The sequence below is a fragment of the Parabacteroides sp. AF17-3 genome (assembly GCF_003635445.1).
Taxonomy (GTDB): domain Bacteria; phylum Bacteroidota; class Bacteroidia; order Bacteroidales; family Tannerellaceae; genus Parabacteroides; species Parabacteroides goldsteinii.
Genome location: NZ_QTMM01000018.1, coordinates 1 through 19,194 on the forward strand (window position 1 = coordinate 1; position 19,194 = coordinate 19,194).

The 19,194-nt window shown below is 41.1% G+C and carries 20 protein-coding genes, 1 tRNA gene and 2 pseudogenes; 9 read left to right on the forward strand and 14 right to left on the reverse strand.

Annotation, left to right across the window (positions count from 1 at the left end; translation table 11 throughout):
- A partial coding sequence (locus DWW91_RS28185; protein WP_233584550.1) for a hypothetical protein occupies positions 1 to 186 on the reverse strand: 186 nt, incomplete at its 3' end.
- Between the two features lie 607 nt (positions 187 to 793).
- Between DWW91_RS28185 and sppA the strand changes: the two genes are divergently transcribed.
- The 4 genes from sppA to DWW91_RS21815 all read left to right on the forward strand — a co-directional run bounded on the left by sppA (position 794) and on the right by DWW91_RS21815 (position 4,855).
- A complete protein-coding gene (sppA, locus tag DWW91_RS21800) occupies positions 794 to 2,560 on the forward strand; it encodes a signal peptide peptidase SppA (protein ID WP_199722616.1) in 1,767 nt (588 codons plus the stop codon).
- Positions 2,561 to 2,566: 6 nt separating this feature from the next.
- On the forward strand, positions 2,567 to 3,667 hold the full coding sequence (lpxK, locus tag DWW91_RS21805; protein WP_007653812.1) for a tetraacyldisaccharide 4'-kinase: 1,101 nt from the start codon (positions 2,567 to 2,569) through the stop codon (positions 3,665 to 3,667).
- 7 nt (positions 3,668 to 3,674) lie between these two features.
- Positions 3,675 to 4,706 (forward strand): thiamine-phosphate kinase, encoded by a 1,032-nt coding sequence (thiL, locus tag DWW91_RS21810; protein WP_122328901.1) that lies wholly within the window; start codon positions 3,675 to 3,677, stop codon positions 4,704 to 4,706.
- Positions 4,707 to 4,782: 76 nt separating this feature from the next.
- A tRNA-Phe gene (locus DWW91_RS21815) sits at positions 4,783 to 4,855 on the forward strand.
- 142 nt (positions 4,856 to 4,997) lie between these two features.
- Here the strand turns inward: DWW91_RS21815 and DWW91_RS21820 are convergent.
- From DWW91_RS21820 to DWW91_RS21840, 5 genes and pseudogenes are all read right to left on the reverse strand, one after another.
- Positions 4,998 to 5,999, reverse strand: coding sequence for an aldo/keto reductase (locus DWW91_RS21820; RefSeq protein WP_010800373.1), 1,002 nt, complete (start codon positions 5,997 to 5,999; stop codon positions 4,998 to 5,000).
- 80 nt (positions 6,000 to 6,079) lie between these two features.
- Positions 6,080 to 6,952: pseudogene (locus tag DWW91_RS21825) on the reverse strand (helix-turn-helix domain-containing protein).
- Positions 6,953 to 7,033: 81 nt separating this feature from the next.
- Entirely contained in the window at positions 7,034 to 7,435 is a 402-nt protein-coding gene (locus DWW91_RS21830) for a cupin domain-containing protein (protein ID WP_229102568.1), read from the reverse strand.
- Positions 7,436 to 7,480: 45 nt separating this feature from the next.
- Complete coding sequence (locus DWW91_RS21835; RefSeq protein ID WP_122328903.1) at positions 7,481 to 8,050, reverse strand: Crp/Fnr family transcriptional regulator; 570 nt, start codon at positions 8,048 to 8,050, stop codon at positions 7,481 to 7,483.
- A 31-nt stretch (positions 8,051 to 8,081) separates the two neighbouring features.
- Positions 8,082 to 8,591: a nitroreductase family protein gene (locus DWW91_RS21840; RefSeq protein WP_122328904.1), complete on the reverse strand. Its 510-nt coding sequence runs from the start codon at positions 8,589 to 8,591 to the stop codon at positions 8,082 to 8,084.
- Between the two features lie 133 nt (positions 8,592 to 8,724).
- On the opposite strand from DWW91_RS21840, the gene DWW91_RS21845 reads away from it, so the two are divergent.
- Together DWW91_RS21845 and DWW91_RS21850 are read left to right on the forward strand one after the other, a co-directional pair.
- Complete coding sequence (locus DWW91_RS21845) at positions 8,725 to 9,219, forward strand: cupin domain-containing protein (protein WP_010800377.1); 495 nt, start codon at positions 8,725 to 8,727, stop codon at positions 9,217 to 9,219.
- Entirely contained in the window at positions 9,216 to 10,013 is a 798-nt protein-coding gene (locus DWW91_RS21850; protein ID WP_195585949.1) for a LuxR C-terminal-related transcriptional regulator, read from the forward strand. The genes DWW91_RS21845 and DWW91_RS21850 overlap by 4 nt, the downstream gene beginning before the upstream one ends.
- On the opposite strand, the gene DWW91_RS21855 is transcribed toward DWW91_RS21850, so the two are convergent.
- Complete coding sequence (locus DWW91_RS21855) at positions 9,985 to 10,569, reverse strand: phosphoglycerate mutase family protein (protein WP_122328906.1); 585 nt, start codon at positions 10,567 to 10,569, stop codon at positions 9,985 to 9,987. The genes DWW91_RS21850 and DWW91_RS21855 overlap by 29 nt on opposite strands.
- A gap of 136 nt (positions 10,570 to 10,705) precedes the next feature.
- Between DWW91_RS21855 and DWW91_RS21860 the strand changes: the two genes are divergently transcribed.
- Entirely contained in the window at positions 10,706 to 12,781 is a 2,076-nt protein-coding gene (locus DWW91_RS21860) for a UvrD-helicase domain-containing protein (RefSeq protein ID WP_122328907.1), read from the forward strand.
- Here DWW91_RS21860 and DWW91_RS21865 read toward each other — a convergent pair.
- The 5 genes and pseudogenes from DWW91_RS21865 to DWW91_RS21885 all read right to left on the reverse strand — a co-directional run bounded on the left by DWW91_RS21865 (position 12,768) and on the right by DWW91_RS21885 (position 17,283).
- On the reverse strand, positions 12,768 to 13,187 hold the full coding sequence (locus DWW91_RS21865; RefSeq protein WP_007653865.1) for a pyridoxamine 5'-phosphate oxidase family protein: 420 nt from the start codon (positions 13,185 to 13,187) through the stop codon (positions 12,768 to 12,770). The two genes, DWW91_RS21860 and DWW91_RS21865, sit on opposite strands and share 14 nt — an antisense overlap.
- A 90-nt stretch (positions 13,188 to 13,277) precedes the next feature.
- Positions 13,278 to 14,150, reverse strand: coding sequence for a helix-turn-helix transcriptional regulator (locus tag DWW91_RS21870; RefSeq protein WP_199722617.1), 873 nt, complete (start codon positions 14,148 to 14,150; stop codon positions 13,278 to 13,280).
- A 10-nt stretch (positions 14,151 to 14,160) separates the two neighbouring features.
- A pseudogene (locus tag DWW91_RS21875) lies at positions 14,161 to 14,680 on the reverse strand (GNAT family N-acetyltransferase).
- A 30-nt stretch (positions 14,681 to 14,710) separates the two neighbouring features.
- Positions 14,711 to 15,337, reverse strand: a complete 627-nt coding sequence (locus DWW91_RS21880; protein WP_010800380.1) for a glycine zipper family protein — start codon at positions 15,335 to 15,337, stop codon at positions 14,711 to 14,713.
- Positions 15,338 to 15,453: 116 nt separating this feature from the next.
- On the reverse strand, positions 15,454 to 17,283 hold the full coding sequence (locus DWW91_RS21885) for a DNA polymerase III subunit gamma/tau (protein ID WP_010800381.1): 1,830 nt from the start codon (positions 17,281 to 17,283) through the stop codon (positions 15,454 to 15,456).
- A 70-nt stretch (positions 17,284 to 17,353) separates the two neighbouring features.
- Here DWW91_RS21885 and DWW91_RS21890 point away from each other — a divergent pair, with 70 nt between their 5' ends.
- Together DWW91_RS21890 and DWW91_RS21895 are read left to right on the forward strand one after the other, a co-directional pair.
- Positions 17,354 to 17,659: a septum formation initiator family protein gene (locus tag DWW91_RS21890; protein ID WP_007653878.1), complete on the forward strand. Its 306-nt coding sequence runs from the start codon at positions 17,354 to 17,356 to the stop codon at positions 17,657 to 17,659.
- The gene (locus DWW91_RS21895; RefSeq protein WP_046147743.1) at positions 17,659 to 17,988 is read left to right on the forward strand and encodes a hypothetical protein; all 330 of its coding nucleotides are present in this window, start codon (positions 17,659 to 17,661) and stop codon (positions 17,986 to 17,988) included. Before DWW91_RS21890 ends, DWW91_RS21895 begins: the two co-directional genes overlap by 1 nt.
- A gap of 221 nt (positions 17,989 to 18,209) precedes the next feature.
- Here DWW91_RS21895 and DWW91_RS21900 read toward each other — a convergent pair whose 3' ends face one another.
- Both DWW91_RS21900 and DWW91_RS21905 read right to left on the reverse strand, forming a co-directional pair.
- Positions 18,210 to 18,815, reverse strand: a complete 606-nt coding sequence (locus DWW91_RS21900) for an OmpH family outer membrane protein (RefSeq protein ID WP_010800382.1) — start codon at positions 18,813 to 18,815, stop codon at positions 18,210 to 18,212.
- A gap of 23 nt (positions 18,816 to 18,838) precedes the next feature.
- Positions 18,839 to 19,057 (reverse strand): hypothetical protein, encoded by a 219-nt coding sequence (locus DWW91_RS21905; RefSeq protein WP_010800383.1) that lies wholly within the window; start codon positions 19,055 to 19,057, stop codon positions 18,839 to 18,841.
- Positions 19,058 to 19,194 lie beyond the last annotated feature (137 nt).

Sequence of the window (19,194 nt, forward strand, 5' to 3'; positions counted from 1 at the left end):
ATTAATTTTTAATACTTGTACTACTTGTTGATATGTAAATCTTTCAAAGAACTTTCGCTTTCTTTTCGATTGCGGCTGCAAAGGTAAGGACTTTTTTTTAACTACCAAATTTTTCAGAAGAAAAATTGAAAAGTTTTTTTGAGTCGCTGTGGCGGTTGGAATTTTGCTTAGAATCTCTAACCTCATCCCCTTTCCTCAGGTTACCTCTTTTATCATGTTGGTGCGCCGTTCTCTCTCGAATGCGGGTGCAAAAGTAGTAGATTACTACATACGATCCAAACTTTTTACCGATTATTTTTCATTTATTTTTTAACCGGAGACGCTGTAATATAATGTACGCACAAAGAAGACTGAAAAAATATTCCTCGCTAACCGGTACAACCCGCATCTTTCGATTCGACCATACGGTTACTTTAGGTTTTTGTCAACTTATTTCAGGACACGACTTCCCTTTCTTTTATTCGTTCAATATATATCGAATGAATAATACACTATTATCAAATGAATAAAGCATATATGTCTTCTTTGCGTTTGATATATATCAAACGAATCGCTTATACTGTAACCGGGCTGAGTTATATACAAGTATATACAGAAAACGAAGGAAGGAAAAAGGTATCTATATAGCCCCACCTGGCCCTTTTGCCTTTGCTATAATAGGTAGTAATAAAGTCTATACCAAAGTTCTAACAGCAAATAGACATATCTCCCGAAATAATTCAAGGTAAAAGAATGGTTAGTATCAATAAGTTAACTATATTTGCTGTCTGATAAAAACTTACGAAATATAGATATGAAACAATTTTTTAAAATGATGTTCGCCTCAGCACTAGGTGTTTTTGTTGCTGTTGGCCTGATTTCCATTGTATTTGTATTCACTCTGATTGGTATTGCAGCCAATGTAGGCAGTACTCCTGATTACACCCCAAAAAGCAATACCGTATATAAATTAACGCTTGAAGGAAACCTCTCCGACAATACCGAAGAAAACCCAATCGCTATGCTGATGGGTGAAACAGATAAGTCTCTTTCATTAAAAGATATTCTTTCCTCTATCCAGACTGCCAAAGAGAATAAAAATATTAAAGGTATATATATAGAAGCAAAAGGTCTTAGCACCGGTTCTGCCAGTCTCGAGGCCATACGTAGAGCATTAAACGATTTCAAAGAAAGCGGAAAATTCATTGTTGCTTATTCTGACAATTATACGCAGGGTTGCTATTATCTATGTTCTGTTGCCGATAAAGTCTTCCTGAATCCACAAGGTACATTAGGACTTGTCGGAATGGCTTCACAAACGATGTTCTATAAAGATTTATTAAAAAAGGTCGGCGTAGAAATGATGATATTTAAAGTCGGAACTTATAAAGGCGCTGTTGAACCGTTCATGCTCGACAAACTAAGTGACGCCAACCGCGAACAAATCCAATCATATATAAGTACCATTTGGGACAATGTAACCAACGGCATTGCCGAATCCAGAAAAATCCAGGTTGCCGACATCAATAATTTTGCCAATCAAGGCTATGCTTTCGCTGCGGCTGAAAAAGCTGTCGAATGCGGCCTGATAGACGAATTGAAATACCGTCCCGAAGCCGAAGAATTCGTAAAAGAGCTGGCTGGACAAAGCGACAAACGCCTACAGACTGCCAGCCTTTCAAATATGAAAAGCATCAAAACCATCAGTCGTGAAAAGGCAGACCGTATAGCAATCCTGTATGCAGAAGGCGAAATCAAACCCGAAACTCCCTCTTCACCTTATAATACGGAACAGGCTATTACGGAGAAAGTAGCTTCCGAACTCATCAAGTTAAAAAATGATGAAAACGTAAAAGCCGTTGTTTTCCGTGTCAACTCACCAGGTGGAAGTGCCTTTGTATCCGAACAAATCTGGCGCCAAGTCATTGAATTGAAAAAAGTAAAGCCGATTGTTGTCTCCATGGGCGATGTTGCTGCCTCGGGAGGTTACTATATTTCGTGTGCCGCCAGCAAGATTGTAGCTGAACCCAACACGCTTACCGGTTCTATCGGTATTTTCGGTATTTTCCCGAACGTAACGGGTTTATTCGATAAACTGTCGCTTACTACCGATATTGTAAAAACAAATACATACGCAGATTTGGGAGACATGAGCCGTCCGATGCGTGAAGACGAAAAAGTCCTGATTCAATCATTTGTTGAGAGAGGATATGACACATTCATTACCCGTTGCGCCGATGGCCGCGATATGAGCAAGGAAGCAATCAACGAAATAGGGCAAGGACGCGTTTGGACCGGCGAACAAGCAAAAGAACGTGGCCTGGTTGACGAACTCGGAGGTATAGATAAAGCTATCGAGACTGCTGCCTCTTTAGCCGACCTAACTGATTACAGCCTGACTTATGTTTCCGGTTCCAAAGATTTCTGGAAAGAATTCATCGAAAAACAGCTCGGTGAAGTAAAAGTTTCTGTTGTAAAAAGTGTATTGGGCGAAGAATATGAGTATTTCAAAACACTGAATAATATCAAATCGACAACCGGAGTCCAGGCGCGACTTCCTTATGATGTTAAACCATTATAATCCGAGATGCCGACAGAAAACGACATAAAAATACACTCTCTGCTTTCTCCCTTTTCCTTCCTGTATGGAATAGGAGTCCGGTTCCGCAATCAGCTGTTCGACTGGCGACTGCTGTCTTCGGAGTCATATCCTATACCTATTATATGTATTGGGAATCTGGCTGTGGGAGGAACGGGGAAAACACCCCATACCGAATATATCATCCGTTTATTAAAGGATGATTACAGGATAGCCGTGCTCAGCCGGGGATATAAACGAAAATCTTCCGGTTTTATCCTGGCAAACGAGCAGAGCACAAGCCACGAGATTGGTGACGAACCTTATCAGATGAAACATAAGTTTCCCGATATTCTCGTGGCCGTAGATGCCGACCGTCGCGAAGGTATCGGTAAGCTGCTGGCTCTTCCTGAAGAACAGCGTCCGCAAGTCATCCTTCTTGACGATGCCTATCAGCACCGTTACGTTGTCCCTTCATTCTCCATCGTCCTGACTGACTACCATCGTTTATTCTACAACGACAAGCTACTCCCTGCCGGCCGCCTGCGTGAACCTATCTGCGGAATACGCCGGGCAGACATGGTTATCGTCACCAAATGCGAGGAAGATATGAAACCTATCGAGTACCGCATCATTGAAGAAAACATGAAGTTGCTGGCCCACCAGTCCATCCACTTCACGCATATCGCTTACGATGAAATTAAACCGGTATTCGGGAATCAGGGCAAATCACTCAGCCGGAAAGACATTCAAAAAGAAGACGAACTGCTGGTTATATCCGGCATCGCTTCTCCCGAAGGGTTCATCAAAGAAGTCGGAAAGTTTTCCGACAAGGTAACACCGCTGATTTTTCCGGACCATCATGCCTTTGAAAAATCCGATATACGACGCATTAAAAACACCTTTGATAAAATGAAGTCATCCGCCAAATACATTCTGGTTACAGAAAAAGATGCCGCCCGGCTATTGGATAATCCGCATATTCCCGAAGATTGGAAAACGTGCATGTATTATTTGCCGATTACCATCGAATTCTGCCTGGACAAGAAATTTGACGATGAAATCAAAAAACATATAACAACTTTCCATAAAGATAATTTGTTACGATAAATAAAAGATGAGCAAAAGAACAGAAATTGCAACATTAGGCGAATTTGGTTTAATCCGCCACCTTACAGAAAAGATAGAGTTAAAAAACAAAAGTACAGTAAAAGGCGTTGGCGATGATGCCGCAGTACTAGACTATAAGGAAAAGCAGGTATTGGTAACAACCGACCTTTTACTTGAAGGCATTCACTTCGACCTGACGTATGTTCCGCTAAAACACCTGGGATATAAATCAGCAGTCGTCAACTTCTCCGATATTTATGCGATGAACGGAAAACCGAAACAGATAACGGTCTCCCTCGGTATATCCAAACGTTTTTCGGTAGAAGAACTGGAAGAATTCTATTCGGGCCTCCAACTGGCCTGTGATATTTATGGAGTTGACATTGTAGGTGGTGATACTTCCGCATCATTGACCGGCCTGTGCATCAGCATTACGTGTATCGGTGAAGGTGAAAAAGAAAAAATAGTCACCCGTAGCGGAGCTAAAGATACCGACCTTGTCTGCGTATCCGGAGACCTGGGAGCCGCCTATATGGGTTTGCAGTTGCTTGAAAGAGAAAAAAGGGTATTTAAAGGAGAAAAAGAATTTACCCCCGACTTCACCGGCAAGGAATATCTACTGGAACGCCAGTTAAAACCGGAAGCCCGCAAAGACATCATCGAGTTACTTGACAAAGCCGGTATTGTCCCTACCTCCATGATGGACATTTCGGACGGTCTTTCTTCCGAATTACTTCATATATCAAAGCAAAGCAATGTAGGTTGCCGTATCTACGAAGACCGCATTCCTATCGACTACCAGACAGCGGCTATGGCAGAGCAGTTCAACATGAATTTATCGACGGCAGCCTTGAATGGCGGCGAAGATTATGAGCTCTTGTTCACCGTTCCCCTAACCGTCCACGACAAAGTATCTGAAATGAAGGGAGTTAAAGTCATCGGTCACATCACCCGTCCCGAATTGGGCAATTATCTGGTAGGCCGTGACGGTGGAGAAGTTGAACTGAAAGCCCAGGGCTGGAATTCACTTAATGAATAATTTTTATCATTTTTTCCACCAAACTATTGCATATTAAAAAAAAGTCCGTACCTTTGCACTCGTTAAACAAAACAACGGTGCCATAGCTCAGTTGGTAGAGCAAAGGACTGAAAATCCTTGTGTCCCCGGTTCGATTCCTGGTGGCACCACTGAAAATCAAGCAGTTACTTTAAAAGTAACTGCTTTTTCGTTTAAAATAGACTCCTTTTGGACTAAAAACACACCTATTTTCTGATTTTCTGCGTTCCGTTTAACCCGCACTAAACCATAAGTATAATCCAGCCGTACAGTCTATTTATTTACAAATTCGAAATCATACTTATTGTATCTATCTCCAATATTAGGGAATTTCTGTACAAGTTGCTTTATCTCTGTCATATCCTCTTCCGACAACCCGATATTAGCTGCCTGTGCATTTTCTTCTAAATATTTCATACGTTTTGTACCCGGTATGGGTACAATATTTTCACTTTGCGCTAACAACCAAGCCAAAGCAAGTTGAGCAGGAGTAATGTTTTTACTTTTCGCAATAGTTGCCAGTCCGGTAGCTAAACCGCGGTTATTCTCCCAATGTTCGCTATTATAACGAGGTAAATGCTTTCGAAAGTCATTTTCTCCTAAAGCTTTAACATCAATGGTATTGGTGACCAATCCTCTGCCTAGTGGAGAAAACGGAACTAGAGTTATTCCCAATTCTTTAGTTAAGGGTAGCATCTCTTTTTCCACATCACGGGTTAATAAGGAATACTCACTTTCAACGGCTGATATAGGATGAACGGCATAAGCTCTCCGCAATGATTCGGATGAACATTCGCTTAATCCTAAATAACGCACTTTCCCCTCTCCCACCAGTTCAGTCATAGCACCAACAGTTTCTTCAATCGGTATTGCCGGGTCTATCCGATGTGCATAGTACAAGTCTATGGTTTCAATATTCAGCCTTTTCAAACTGCTTTCTACTGCTTGTCTCATATATTTAGGAGAAGCATCCACATAACTCTCGCCACCGGCAAACACACTGCCTTGATTATTACGTAAGCGGAAACCGAATTTCGTTGCTATAAAAATCTGATTTCTTCTTTCAGCCAATACCTTAGATAATAATCGCTCATTAGCACCATTGCCATACACATCAGCTGTATCCCAAAAGTTGACGCCAAGCTCCAATGCACGGTACAATGTTTTGATGCTTTCTTTTTCATCAGCTACTCCATACGCAGCACTCATTCCCATGCAACCTAATCCGATAGCGGACAGGTTCTCTCCTGTTTTACCTAATTTTCTGTACTTCATAATTTATATTTCTAGTCGGTACAAAATTAAGGAGAGGCATTCAGATTGAATGATACAATTCAAAGCATCATTTGCACAAATCAAATAATTGCCTGTTCTCTGATTTCACTAGGGGATTTACCAGTATGCTTACGATAAAATTTACTGAAATAAGAGACCGTTTCGAATCCCAAACTATACGCTATTTCTGATATAGAAAGATTACTGTGTAACAAATATTGCGTACATTCTTTGGTTATTCTTTCCGCAATCATCTCAGAGGTTGTTTTTCCTGCCGTATCTTTAACGACTTTATTTAAATGATTAATATGCACAGACAGGCGGTTTGCATAATCGGCAGGAGTACGTAAATTTAATATCGCGTGCGGATAATCAACCGGGAATTGCCTGTCTAACAATTCTATGAATAATTCAGTAATACGCTGTGAAGCATTCGGGAACGACTCATACTGATTGAAATCTTGCATTTTCAAGGCTGTATGTATCAACAAATGAAGGTAGCATCGCAACACATCAGACTTATTCACATAGCCGGATTGGTTTTCTTCCTGCATCTGCATGTATATATCCAGCACTTTATCAACTTGCGTATCATCCAAAAAGAAGACTTTATCTCCTGTTATTTTAAATAATGGGGTATTGGCTAACGAACCGTTTTTTTCTTCCGACTGCACAAACTGTTCATTGAAAATGCAAAACATTCCTTTCTGTTCTTCACTGATTGATTCCCAAGCATAAGGAACCAAAGGATTGGAAAACAACAATGCAGGACGGTTTACCAAAATCCATTTATCTGCATAATATAGTTTTCCCACACCTATAATCAATGTAATTTTATAAAACTCTCTGTAACTGAATTGTACTGTTCCAAAATTACATTACCGGGAGAAAATATTAAAGTAGGGTTTCTCCTTAGAATAAATAGCATCCGGTTGAGAAGGACAAAGCTGTATCCTTTTATAGAATTACGAAATACTTTCAGGCATAATAACGAGTATTTATTGCAAAATAAACAATTATTATCCGAAGAGAGCTTACTTTTCAGGTAATAACACTATTAAATCCTCACACTCTTCTATTAAATAGTATGCAATGAACACTAAAAATTCGGAATCTGATGCATTATCAAAATGCAGTATAGGCTTATTCTTAGGTTCGTAAAATACTTCTCCACCTGTTAGCAATTGAGCTTTTTCTCCTTCAACCTGGAACAATAAAGTACCTGAAACAACATGCCCCACAACTGAACAAGGATGTAAATGATACTCAGCCTTTCCACTTTGCGGAATAACGACTCTTTTAATTTCGACTTTTGATAAACCTTGCTTTTCCTTCAATTGAATAGAAAGAAGATTGGTTCTTGCTACGTTATTCTTTTCCATACTTGTGCAACAATTTAAAATGATTAATACAATGAATACTGCTATCTTATTCATGATAGATTTGTTTGCTGCAAAGATAGGACAAAGCAAGAGCTTATTTCATTGACCTATGTTAAGAGATTTAAGACGGCTCAAGGATTCAGGTTTTATTCCAAGATATGATGCTATATGATATTGTGATACATGTTGTTCTATATTAGGATAAGTTTGTAGAAGTAATTTATATCTGTCTAAAGCATTATCCATAAGTAATGATGTCTCTTTCCTGCATTTTTTAATAAAGAGAGTGTCTGCTATATATTTTCCCAATTTATACCACTCATTCGAGGCTTGTAGTAATTGGTCATAATTAGTTTTAGATAAACAATATATAACCGAGTCTTCCAATGCCTGTATGCTTCCTACACTTGCCTCTTTAGTTAGAAAACTTCTATAAGATGTGATAAATGAACCTTCAAAATAAAAGTCACTGATATAATCGTCTCCTTCCTTTTCTATGTAAGAGCGTAAAACTCCCGATTCCACAAAGCCTATAAATCTACAGATTTGTCCCTGATGCAATAAATAGTCTTTCCGCTTCAAAAAAACTTTATCGCATGTATCTATCAGCCTTCCATATAAATCGGACGATAGACCTACTTCGTTGATTAGAAAGTTCTCTAATATCATATTTTATCTATACCATACGCCCCCCCCCCATTTAATACACCGTTACTATTTCCCCCCTCTCCTTCCGAGTTGAGAAACATTCGGGTTGTTCTGCGATATATCCCAATGGTATAATCGCTACCGGATATTTTTCAGCAGGTAATTGAAAGTTTGTTCTAAGTAAATCCAAATCAAAGTTACAAACCCAGCAACTACCTAACCCCATTTCTGTAGCAGCAAGACAAATATGTTCTGTTGCAATGGCGGCGTCGATGTCTGCATGATTTTTATTATCAGACTTACGTACCCAGGCTTCCGATTTATCAGCACATACCACGATATAGACTGGCGCTTTTGCAAACCATTCCCTATTATAACATTGCTGTATCTTCTTTTTCTGTTCTTCACTGATTACAACCATGAAATGCCACGGTTGATAATTTACCGCAGAAGGAGCTAACCGGGCACATTCAATAATATAATCTATCTTATCCTGTTCGACCTTATCCGACTTATAATTTCTTGCTGAAAAGCGTTTCTTTGTTAGTTCTAAAAAGTCCATACCTTCGCTGTTTTTAATATTTGGAGTAAAATATCTGTAAAATTACGCTTTACAAACTATATTTGCTACATGAATAGAGAAAATTTGTAATAACTTCACCCTCTTAAAAACAAAATCACTAAAAGACAAAATCATGGCTACTATTTTAAAATCAACCGAAAGAAACTTTCAGGAAAATCCGAACAGGATTGAGCCTTTCAAATTATTCACAGACATCTCCAGAACCCAAAAAGGAGTGGAACCGGAAAATTTAAATTTCGACTTGCGTCAACTGAATCCCGGACAATACTGTTCTGCGTACCATTTCCACCGATACGCAGAAGAATTATTCTTGATTATCTCCGGCTCTGCCACCTTAAGAACACCTAAAGGGTTAGAAGCCGTAAGCAGCGGAGATTTGATTTTTTTCGAAAAAGGTGAAACCGGAGCACATCAATTATACAATCACACGACAGAACCCTGCGTATACCTTGATATAAGGACATTTATCGGACATGACATTTGTGAATATCCGGATTCCGATAAAATATATCTTGTTCCGTCAGGTGAGATATTCAATAAATCCGCTCAATCCGGTTATTTTGACGGAGAAGAAAATCCCCAGGAGAAATGGAGGGAACTTCAATGAAGCCAGACAATATCACCCGCGAAGAATTATGGGCCAGGCAAAACCTATCAGCTACCGGCATCGATTACGCCGTTTGGGAACGAGACAAAGCCATGCTCCTGCAAATGGCGAAAATAAATCGTACCTGTACCTTCGTTGTCGATGTCTACAAATGCAGATATGCTTTCGCTTCCTCAAACTTTTCCGACTTGCTGGGATATGACAGCCATAAAATTGCCACTCTCGAAAAACAGGGCGACTATCTGGAATCACGTATCCATCCGGACGATCGCCAGCAACTGGAGGCTTTCCAAATCCGGTTGGGAGAATTCATTTACAGCCTTCCTGCCGCTGAACGGAACAACTATTGCAATATTTACAGTTTCCGTGTCCGCAACATCCGTCAACAATACGTACGTGTCATCAGTAAACATCAGGTAATGGAACAGGACGCAGCAGGAAAAGCATGGCTTATATTAGGGAATATGGACATTTCACCCAAACAGGAAGAGACAGATGGGGTAGATTGTACCGTCCTCAACCTCAGGAACGGAGAGATGTTCTCCCCTTCCCTCCCGCCCCGTCGGCAACCGATTCTCACTCCGCGGGAAACGGAGATATTACATCTTATCCAGGAAGGACTGCTAAGTAAGGAAATCGCTCATAAACTATGCATCAGTATCCACACGGTGAATATCCATCGTCAGAACCTGTTACACAAATTAGGGGTCCAAAACTCTATCGAAGCTATAAATGCCGGATTGGAATCTGGACTGTTAAACCGGCTTACGGCATCCACTCCACCACACCGGTAACCGGATATTGTTTTCTCCACTCCTCAAATTCGGCATAACTCCGCACACCGTCACGAATAACAGCCTGATAATACTCCACTCCCATGACCTTTTCCGTTACAGGTGTTTCAAATTTCAGTTGCAGGATAGCCCGTCTTGTTTCATCCGTCAGAACAGCAGCGATTCGCTTGGCTACCTTTTCAAAATAACCGTCATATCGGGAACCTTTCCGGATATGAATCATATCTATCTGCCAAAGTTCACCTTCCGGTTCCTGAAACCAGGCATGCCACTCCACGCACTCTTCAACCGTATGTAACAAGTTCGCACACTCTATTTTTTTGACAGACGGATTCTCCGCCAGTTTTGCCATCGCCCGGAAACTGTCTGATAATTCCAACGGAGAGGTATAAATATGAAAATCAATATCCCGGTGCGTCATCAGTAACCCCATACTTAAAGAACCAACCAGGTTGATTTCAGCCCCTATACTTTCCCAGGCGGGGATAACGCCGCTGTCCTCCACTACTTTCCAGGCCCGCTGCCGATTCAGCCGTGCTATATCGAGAATATCCATTTTTGTATTTTTAATGTGCACGCAAAAGTATGAAAAAGGTCGGAAATATAGCTATAAATCACTATTTAATAGACAGACCGGTTCATGTAACTTTGCCCGTCCTTTCCAATCATTTTAATATAACAACAAGACAGCTATGGTATTCAACAAAACAGAAAAACAGGAAAAAGAATATTTACAAAAGATACTCAGTATCATACACGCTACGATTAACAATACCGACAAATCAGTTAAAGACCATGTAGACACCCTGCAAGAATACAAGGATTATTTATGGTCTAACAAAGACATAGACCCACACGAGATTCGTTCCATGCGTGAAAGTATTCTGAACCATTTCGCATTGGGAGAAAACGTTATCGATAAACGCAAACGGTTAGGCCGGATTCTCGATATTCCCTATTTCGGACGGATAGATTTCAAAGAAAAGAAAGATGGCAGCCAAACCACACCTGTTTATATTGGAATACACACATTCTACGACTCCATAAGCAGGACCAATCTGATATACGACTGGAGAGCCCCGGTCTCAAGCATGTTTTACGACCATGAACTGGGCGAAGCCTCCTACACCTCCCCGAACGGCGAAGTCAACGGCAAAATATCGCTCAAACGCCAGTACCGCATCCGTAAAGGCCAGATGGAATATATGATTGAAAGTTCCCTCACCGTCCATGACGACATTCTACAGAAAGAACTCAGTGCCAATGCCGACGACAAAATGAAGAATATCGTAACGACTATCCAGCGTGAGCAGAATCAAATTATCCGTAACGAAGAAGCTCCCGTACTTATCATACAGGGAGTAGCCGGTTCCGGTAAAACCTCCATTGCCTTGCATCGTATCGCTTATCTGCTTTACACCCTGAAAGGAAATATTTCTTCCAGGGATATTCTGATTATATCCCCCAATAAAGTCTTTGCCGATTACATATCCAACGTACTACCCGAACTCGGAGAAGAGACAGTTCCTGAAACCAGTATGGAACAAATCCTTTCGGAATTACTCGAAAATAAATATAAATACCGGAATTTCTTCGACCAGGTAACCGAATTGCTGGAAAAACCATCCCGGGATTTTATCGAACGAATACAATACAAGGCATCGTTCGATTTCATTTCCCTGTTGGACAAATTCATCCTCCACATGGAAAACAATTATTTCAAGGCTACAGATGTCCGGCTCACCAGACATATCACCATTCCCGCCGGCTTCATCGAGGAACAGTTCAAACGATTCAACCGTTATCCGATGCGACAACGGTTTGAGACAATGACCGATTACATACTGGATATGATGAAAATCCAATACAACATATCCGTAACCACGTCAGAAAAGAACCTGCTGAAAAAAGAGATAAAAAAGATGTTCGGCGGAAACAACGATCTCCAGGTATATAAAGACTTTTTCAAATGGACCGGGAAACCTGAAATGTTTAAACTGCGCAAAGGCCATATCCTTGAATATGCGGACCTTGCCCCGTTGGCCTACCTGCACATGTCGTTGGACGGAAACACGACATATTCCCATATCAAACATCTCCTGATAGACGAAATGCAGGACTATTCGCCCATCCAATTTAAGGTAATTCAAAAACTTTATCCCTGCCGGAAAACTATTCTCGGCGATGCATGCCAATCGGTAAATCCCTATGGTTCATCAACAGCCGAAATGATTCGCAAAGCATTTGCAGCAGGAGAGGTCATGAAATTATGCAAAAGTTATCGTTCGACCGTCGAAATAACCGGCTTTGCCCAAAAGATACGTTCTAATGACGAACTGATACCGGTTGTACGTCATGGCAAAAAGCCGGAAATTCTCCGGTTCGGAAATGCAGAAGAAGAAATATCCGCCATCGTTCATTTGGTTTCTGTATTCAGAGAATCAGATTACAAATCATTAGGAATCGTATGCAAAACTGAATTACAGGCAAAAGAAATGGCAGAAAAACTTCAAAAACAAATCGAAAACATATATTTCCTGTCCAGTCAAAGTTCCACTTTCATAAACGGCACCATCGTCACTTCTTCCCATATGGCTAAAGGGTTGGAGTTCGATGAAGTAATCGTCCCCCAAACCAATAAGACAAATTACTGTTCGGAAATCGATAAAAGCATGCTTTATGTGGCAGTAACCCGAGCAATGCATCGATTGACAGTGACATATTCAGGGGAACAAAGTGAATTTATCCGTACGGCTACTCAACACTAAAATCCTCGGATTTGAACCCACTATAATATCTTCCCGAAAAAGCGGTGAATTTCAACACACAATAATCCGGATCGGTAACACCTTCTTTATAATACATTGTATCTCCCGGCAGCCAGATTAATTCTTTGCTTGCCGGGTCGGTCAGGACTTCGATTGTTCCTTTCAGCATCACGCCTTTGAAAAAGCGCCGGTCGCAAAAGTAAATACAGGAACGGTCATTCTCCCTGAACTGAGCCACACGCCTGGAAGATGTATTGGTAGTAAAATAAAATGTACGGATTCCTTCCCGTTTACGAGGTTGAAGCATTGCTTTGATATTAGGGAAACCTTCCTCATCAACCGAACCGAGGAATGAAACTGTCTGTTTGTCAACGATATTACCTATCGTCTTTTCCGGATCTCTCATAATTAAACTGTTATTCGTTTATAATAAGGGCAAAAATAGAGTATGAAGCTATCCCGGATGCAACAGTAAACAGGGAGAAAATGTCACTTTTTACGGTTTGTGCATTTTTCTGTATGCCAATGGAGTTTGTCCGGCATGTTGACGAAATGAACGGATAAAATAAGATACAGTATCATAGTTCAGCCGGGCGGCTATTTCCGAGACGGGTAAATCAGTATAGGTCAGCATCCTTTTGGCCTCTCCCATCACTTTGTTATGAATATATTGTTTGGCACTGACCTGCATGGAGGCCGTAATCATTTCATTCAGGTAATTCGGCGTAATACATAATTTATCAGCATAATAGCTGACTGCACGATGTTCTTTAAAAGACTTGTCGACGCAATGGATAAAGTTAGTAAGATGAAGGTTACGCCCCTTCACTATATCCGTTTTCCCTTCTTCCTCCTTGTATCCCCTGTCAAGGAGCATAAGAACCTCATAAAGCAGTGCCCTCAACACATGGTCGCCATTTCGGGAGGACAGACCGATCTCATCCCTAATATTACATATCTGTTGGAAGATACGATCGGAAACTGATTCCGAAAGATGTATTTTTGCCGCAGTTTTATCAGGTTCAAAATAACTGAGATGCTGAACGAACTGGTCGTCTTTGAAAAAAGAGGAAAGAAACTCTTCCTCAAAAATAAGTGCATACCCATTTATAATATGGTCTTTATCCCAATTACGTATCTCCCCCGGCTTTGAAAAAATCACATCACCGGGACAGACGTCATACTGTTGGTTATCAATTGAAAAAGAGCCAGAACCTTCGGTGACAAAAGTAATGTCATAGTAAGTCAGCGTATGCACCGGATTGATATCCAGAAACTTCTTGATGTTTTTCAGTTCAACAACATCCACCAGTAACTCACTACCATACTTATGCTTATAAAATGTATAGCGGGGTATTGACTTTTTCATCGGACAAGCGTCATAAAACCAATTCATAAAGTTGGAACCATTTCAAATGCTCATAAGGCAGTCCCAGATCAACAGTCCCAATATATTTAACCGAGTTTTTTATAAAGGCTAATAGCTGGTGTATTATCGACTGACACGTCCAACCGGATCGATTTCATCCGGTGACTAACCGCATATTGTTTAGCAAACTCCATCAATCGGGTCGCCACCTCCTGTTTCAAAAATGAAGGATGTACAACCAACGTCCGGATCACCAGAATATCAGCATATTCCGCCTCTACCAGCCAGCGAACCTGACTGTAAGCCTTTTCCGGCTCATGATTCAATATAATACTTCCGGCAACAGTTCCATTTTCAATGGCAACAAACAAGCATTTCTCATCAATCCCCTGCATGGCCGTCTCCCTGACAGGATATATATGTTTTATCCATCCCGGATAGTTTACCGTGGAAGACAGATAGTCATTCAACCCGTCATAAAGAACCTCCAGTTCGTCAAGATGATGCGTTGTGCCTTGTTCTATAATCATTGCCTGATGTTTTCTTATAAAAATAAATGCCTAATATCTTCCGGCTGGCAATGTAAAAGTCTCCTTATCCGTCAGATAACCGTCTGAAGACTTCAAACGGACAGACAGCACTATTTCTCCGGCTTTCAATTTAGGAGAAGCATGCAAGGTGACAGTATAACTGACTCTTTTATGCGGCGGTAACTGACGGATAACAAGAGGCTTTGAAAGTTTCACATATTTGCCCCCCTGTTCGACCTTGATAACAGGCTCAATATTGTAAGCCGTTTGTCTGCCTTCATTCGATAAGATAAACGAGATACGGCAACTTTCTCCTGCATCTACGATCTGGTTGTTATTCCGGTCTTCCAGATAAATATCCTCAATAACCAGATAGGGGACCTGATACTCTCTGGCACTCGCTGTATTCCTGTCACGTTGATTTTGAGAGGAAGCGGCGGCAGCACCCAGAACTGTCCCTCCGACCGATCCTACAAACGAACCGATCGCCTCTCCGCGATATCCTCCGGCCGCATGCCCGATCACTGCACCGGTAACCGTACCCGCCAACATGCCGACCTGCGAACCCACTATCGTACGCGATGTCGGATCCATTGTCGCACAACCCGTGCCAATCACAGGTATCATCAGAAACAGGAGCCAATTCTTCATTCTCATATCAACATTTTTTATTTATCCGCTAAAATACAAATATTTAGCGGATAAAGGCTGATCAAAAACGTTATAATATTCGTCTAAACAGAAAACCGCCCTTGTTTCATCCGTTGAAAGAATTAATCCAGTGTCAGATTGAACTCGTCTTTCAGTTTTCCCAGGACGGGATTTACGGTCAATAAATGTTCGAACTTCTCGGTTGCCGTATAGGCTAAATGCTTTTCGTTCGTTTCGATAATCCGGACACGCATCTGGATACGTGTATTTCTGAGTTGTGCACGCAAATAATTCAATAAATCCACACAACCATTACTCAGTTCATCCTGCTGACCGGGATTATGCACACCTACTTCAAAGAAATAGTTTTCCTGCAAAACAGGCTTGCAGTTGATCATCGTATTCTTCAGATAAACTTTCTTATCGATAATTCCGCTTGCCGCATAAGCATCCCAACAACGTACCAGGTCTTCTTCCGTGAACTGGTTGACCATCTCCTGAACTGTCCGGTTTTCCTGTTGCCCCATCTGGTTCTTCGGTTTTTCCACACCGATTTCTTTCAGCGACGTACCCAAATGTTGCGGACGGGAAGGACGTTTAGGAGGAGTTGCAGCAGGAGGCTGCGGAATAACTGTTGCCGAAGAAGGCATATTCGAAGTTACTACACGACCATTGTTATTACCCATATCAGCCGGTTGCTGTGAAGCCGGTGAACCGGGATAACCGGATGGTTGAACTGGCTGACGAACAGGTTGCCCCTGTGGTGAAGCCTGTGTGCCCTGAGAAACAGGCTGTCCAGGAGCACCGGATGCGATAGGTTCAATTACTCCTTTTTTTTTATCGTCGGCTGCCTGCCCTGCATTACTCAACTGGCAAAGCTGGATAAGCGTCAGTTCCAACAGCAGGCGCTTGTTACGGCTGGCACGATAATTCAGATCACAGGTATTGGCCAGTTCGATCGCCTTAAAAAGCAACTGATCCGGACAGCGTTTTGCCATCTCTTTATATCTTTCGCGGATCGAGGCTCCGACTTCAAACAAGATCAGAGTTGCCTCATCCTTACAAACCAGCAAATCACGGAAATGGGCGGCCAACCCGGTAATGATATTCTGCCCGTCAAATCCTTTGCTCAATATTTCATTCAGGATCAGAATAGACGAACGGACATTTCCTGCCAGGATTGCGTCCGTAAGACGGAAATAATATTCGTAATCGAGTACATTCAGATTGTCGATGACAGCCTGATAAGTAATATTGCCATTGGTAAAACTAACTACCTGGTCGAAAATAGACAGGGCATCACGCATACCGCCATCAGCTTTCTGGGCAATTACGTTCAAAGCTTCCGGCTCAGCAGTCACATTTTCTTGAGAGGCAACATATTCCAGATGTTCCACCATATCGGCAATCGAGATGCGGGAGAAATCATATATCTGACAACGCGACAGAATAGTCGGAAGTACTTTATGCTTCTCGGTTGTCGCTAAAATAAACAGAGCATGATGCGGCGGCTCCTCCAACGTTTTTAGGAAAGCGTTGAATGCAGCCGAACTCAGCATATGAACCTCATCGATGATGAAGACCTTATATTTTCCGATTGCAGGCGGGATACGCACCTGGTCGATCAACGAACGGATATCGTCGACCGAGTTGTTGGAGGCAGCATCCAGTTCATGAATATTATAGGAACGCTGTTCATTGAAAGCCTGGCATGATTCACATTCGTTACAAGCCTCGCCGTCTGCTGCCGGGTTCAGGCAGTTTATTGTCTTCGCAAAGATTCGTGCACACGAAGTCTTCCCGACACCACGCGGTCCGCAGAAAAGGTAGGCATGTGCAAGTTTGTTACTTTGTATTGCATTTTTTAGTGTAGTGGTAAGAGACTTCTGCCCTACAACACTACGGAAGGTAGACGGGCGATATTTTCTTGCCGATACAATATAATTGTCCATTCTTTGCTTTTTTATTAACAACACAAAGATATACAAAATAATTCATTTACCTTTGCAAAAACGAAGTTCCATGTCACGCATAAAAGACTTTTACAACAAGTATCTATCCAGGATAAATGCCTACTGGTTGGTTATCATTGGATTTTTGATCCTCACTTTTACAGTGGGCGACAGCAATTTGTATAAGCGGTATACATACGACGAAAAGATCCGCAGCCTGGAAAGAGAGATCAAACATTATCAGAAAGAGATCGAGATAAACAGTAAGAAACTGAACGATCTTCGTACCGACAAAGAAGGTCTGGAACGCTTCGCCCGTGAAGAATATTTCATGAAGAAGCCGAACGAAGACGTCTATATCATCAAAAAGAAATAATGAATCAAAAAGCAAGAACAATCATTTTCAATATGGCCGGTTTACTGATACTGGCCGGGGCAGTCCTTTTCCTTACCAAATGGTTCCTGGCACCTTACCTGTTTGCCGTCGGAGCCGCTGGTATGGCTGTATGCTTCCTGACACTCCCTACTAAAGATATGGAGTTTCGCGAACGCAGGTTGCACCGTTTTAACATAATAGCCTCTGTCCTGATGATCTGTGCCTCCGGGTTGATGTTCAAAGATATGAAAGAGTGGATTATTTGCCTGACAATTGCAGCCGTACTATTGCTCTACTCATCATTCGTTTCCGGAAAGCAACAAAAATAATCCTATCAAATTTCCCCACCCTATTTTATTATGTGGGGAATTTTCCCCTTCTATATGGGGAAATACCCCCATTGCAGTGGGGAAACACCCCCATTAGAGTGGGGAAATACTCCCATTGTAATGGGGTTTACTCTCTGCATAACAATAAATAAAACGGTATGATACAAAAAAAGCCGTTACATTTAATGCAACAGCTTTTTGTATATCGTTTTTGATACTACTTATTTTCCGCTGGAATAACTCTTATTCAACAAGTCGATCAATTCGTTTGTGATATCGTAAGCATCGCCGGCTAACAAAATATTATCTTCTGCGGTGTTACTGAAAATTACCTGATATCCTTTTTCCTTATTATATACTTTCAATTTTGAAACTACTGTATCACGAAGCTGTTCGTTCAGCTTCTGGCGTTCCATTAACAAATCCTGTGACAATTTAGCATCCAAGTCTTTCAGTTCTTGTTCTTTCTTCATCAGACGTTCCTGCTCTTGTTGAGCTCTTTCACGAGTTAGGAATGCATTATTTTCTGCTTTACGATAGAATTCCTGAACTTCATTCTGCAAATTACGTGCCTGCTGTGTTACATTAGCACGCGAATTTTCTTCTTTTTTCAGGAGCTGTTCATTCAGATCCTTGAAATAATTATAATTAAGCAAAAGCGAATCTACATTGACATAGGCTATAGGAAGCAGGTTTGTTGTATCACCTTCTCCGGATGCAAATGTTTTTGTTACTGTTGATTCTTTCTTGTCGGAAAATTGCATTATGAACAATATCACGACAGCCACCGCGAGCACACCATTAATTACGTAGTTAATGTTCTTCATAAAGTGTAAATTAAATCCTTATTTTATTCTTCTATTTCTTTTACTCTATCATATAGATTCTTTTGCTTCTTCTGTTCGCGGTCTTGCGTCTTGGCACAATGGATACCTTTTTTACTCAGTGCTCTGTTACCTCCGACATGCGTATTCGGGAACCTTCCCCCCTTCTTGAATATCACTTTTACAGCAAGTAACACAACACAAATAACAAGAATTATGACCGTTAATAATATCGTTGTAAGCATTTTCTCTATATTTGTGGACGCAAATATAAGAGTTTAAGTGATTATAAAGTATCTTTTTGGTATTTAATTCTACTTTTTTTCATACATAACTCCTGAAATGATTGCATTATTAACTATATAGTAACAACTATAATATA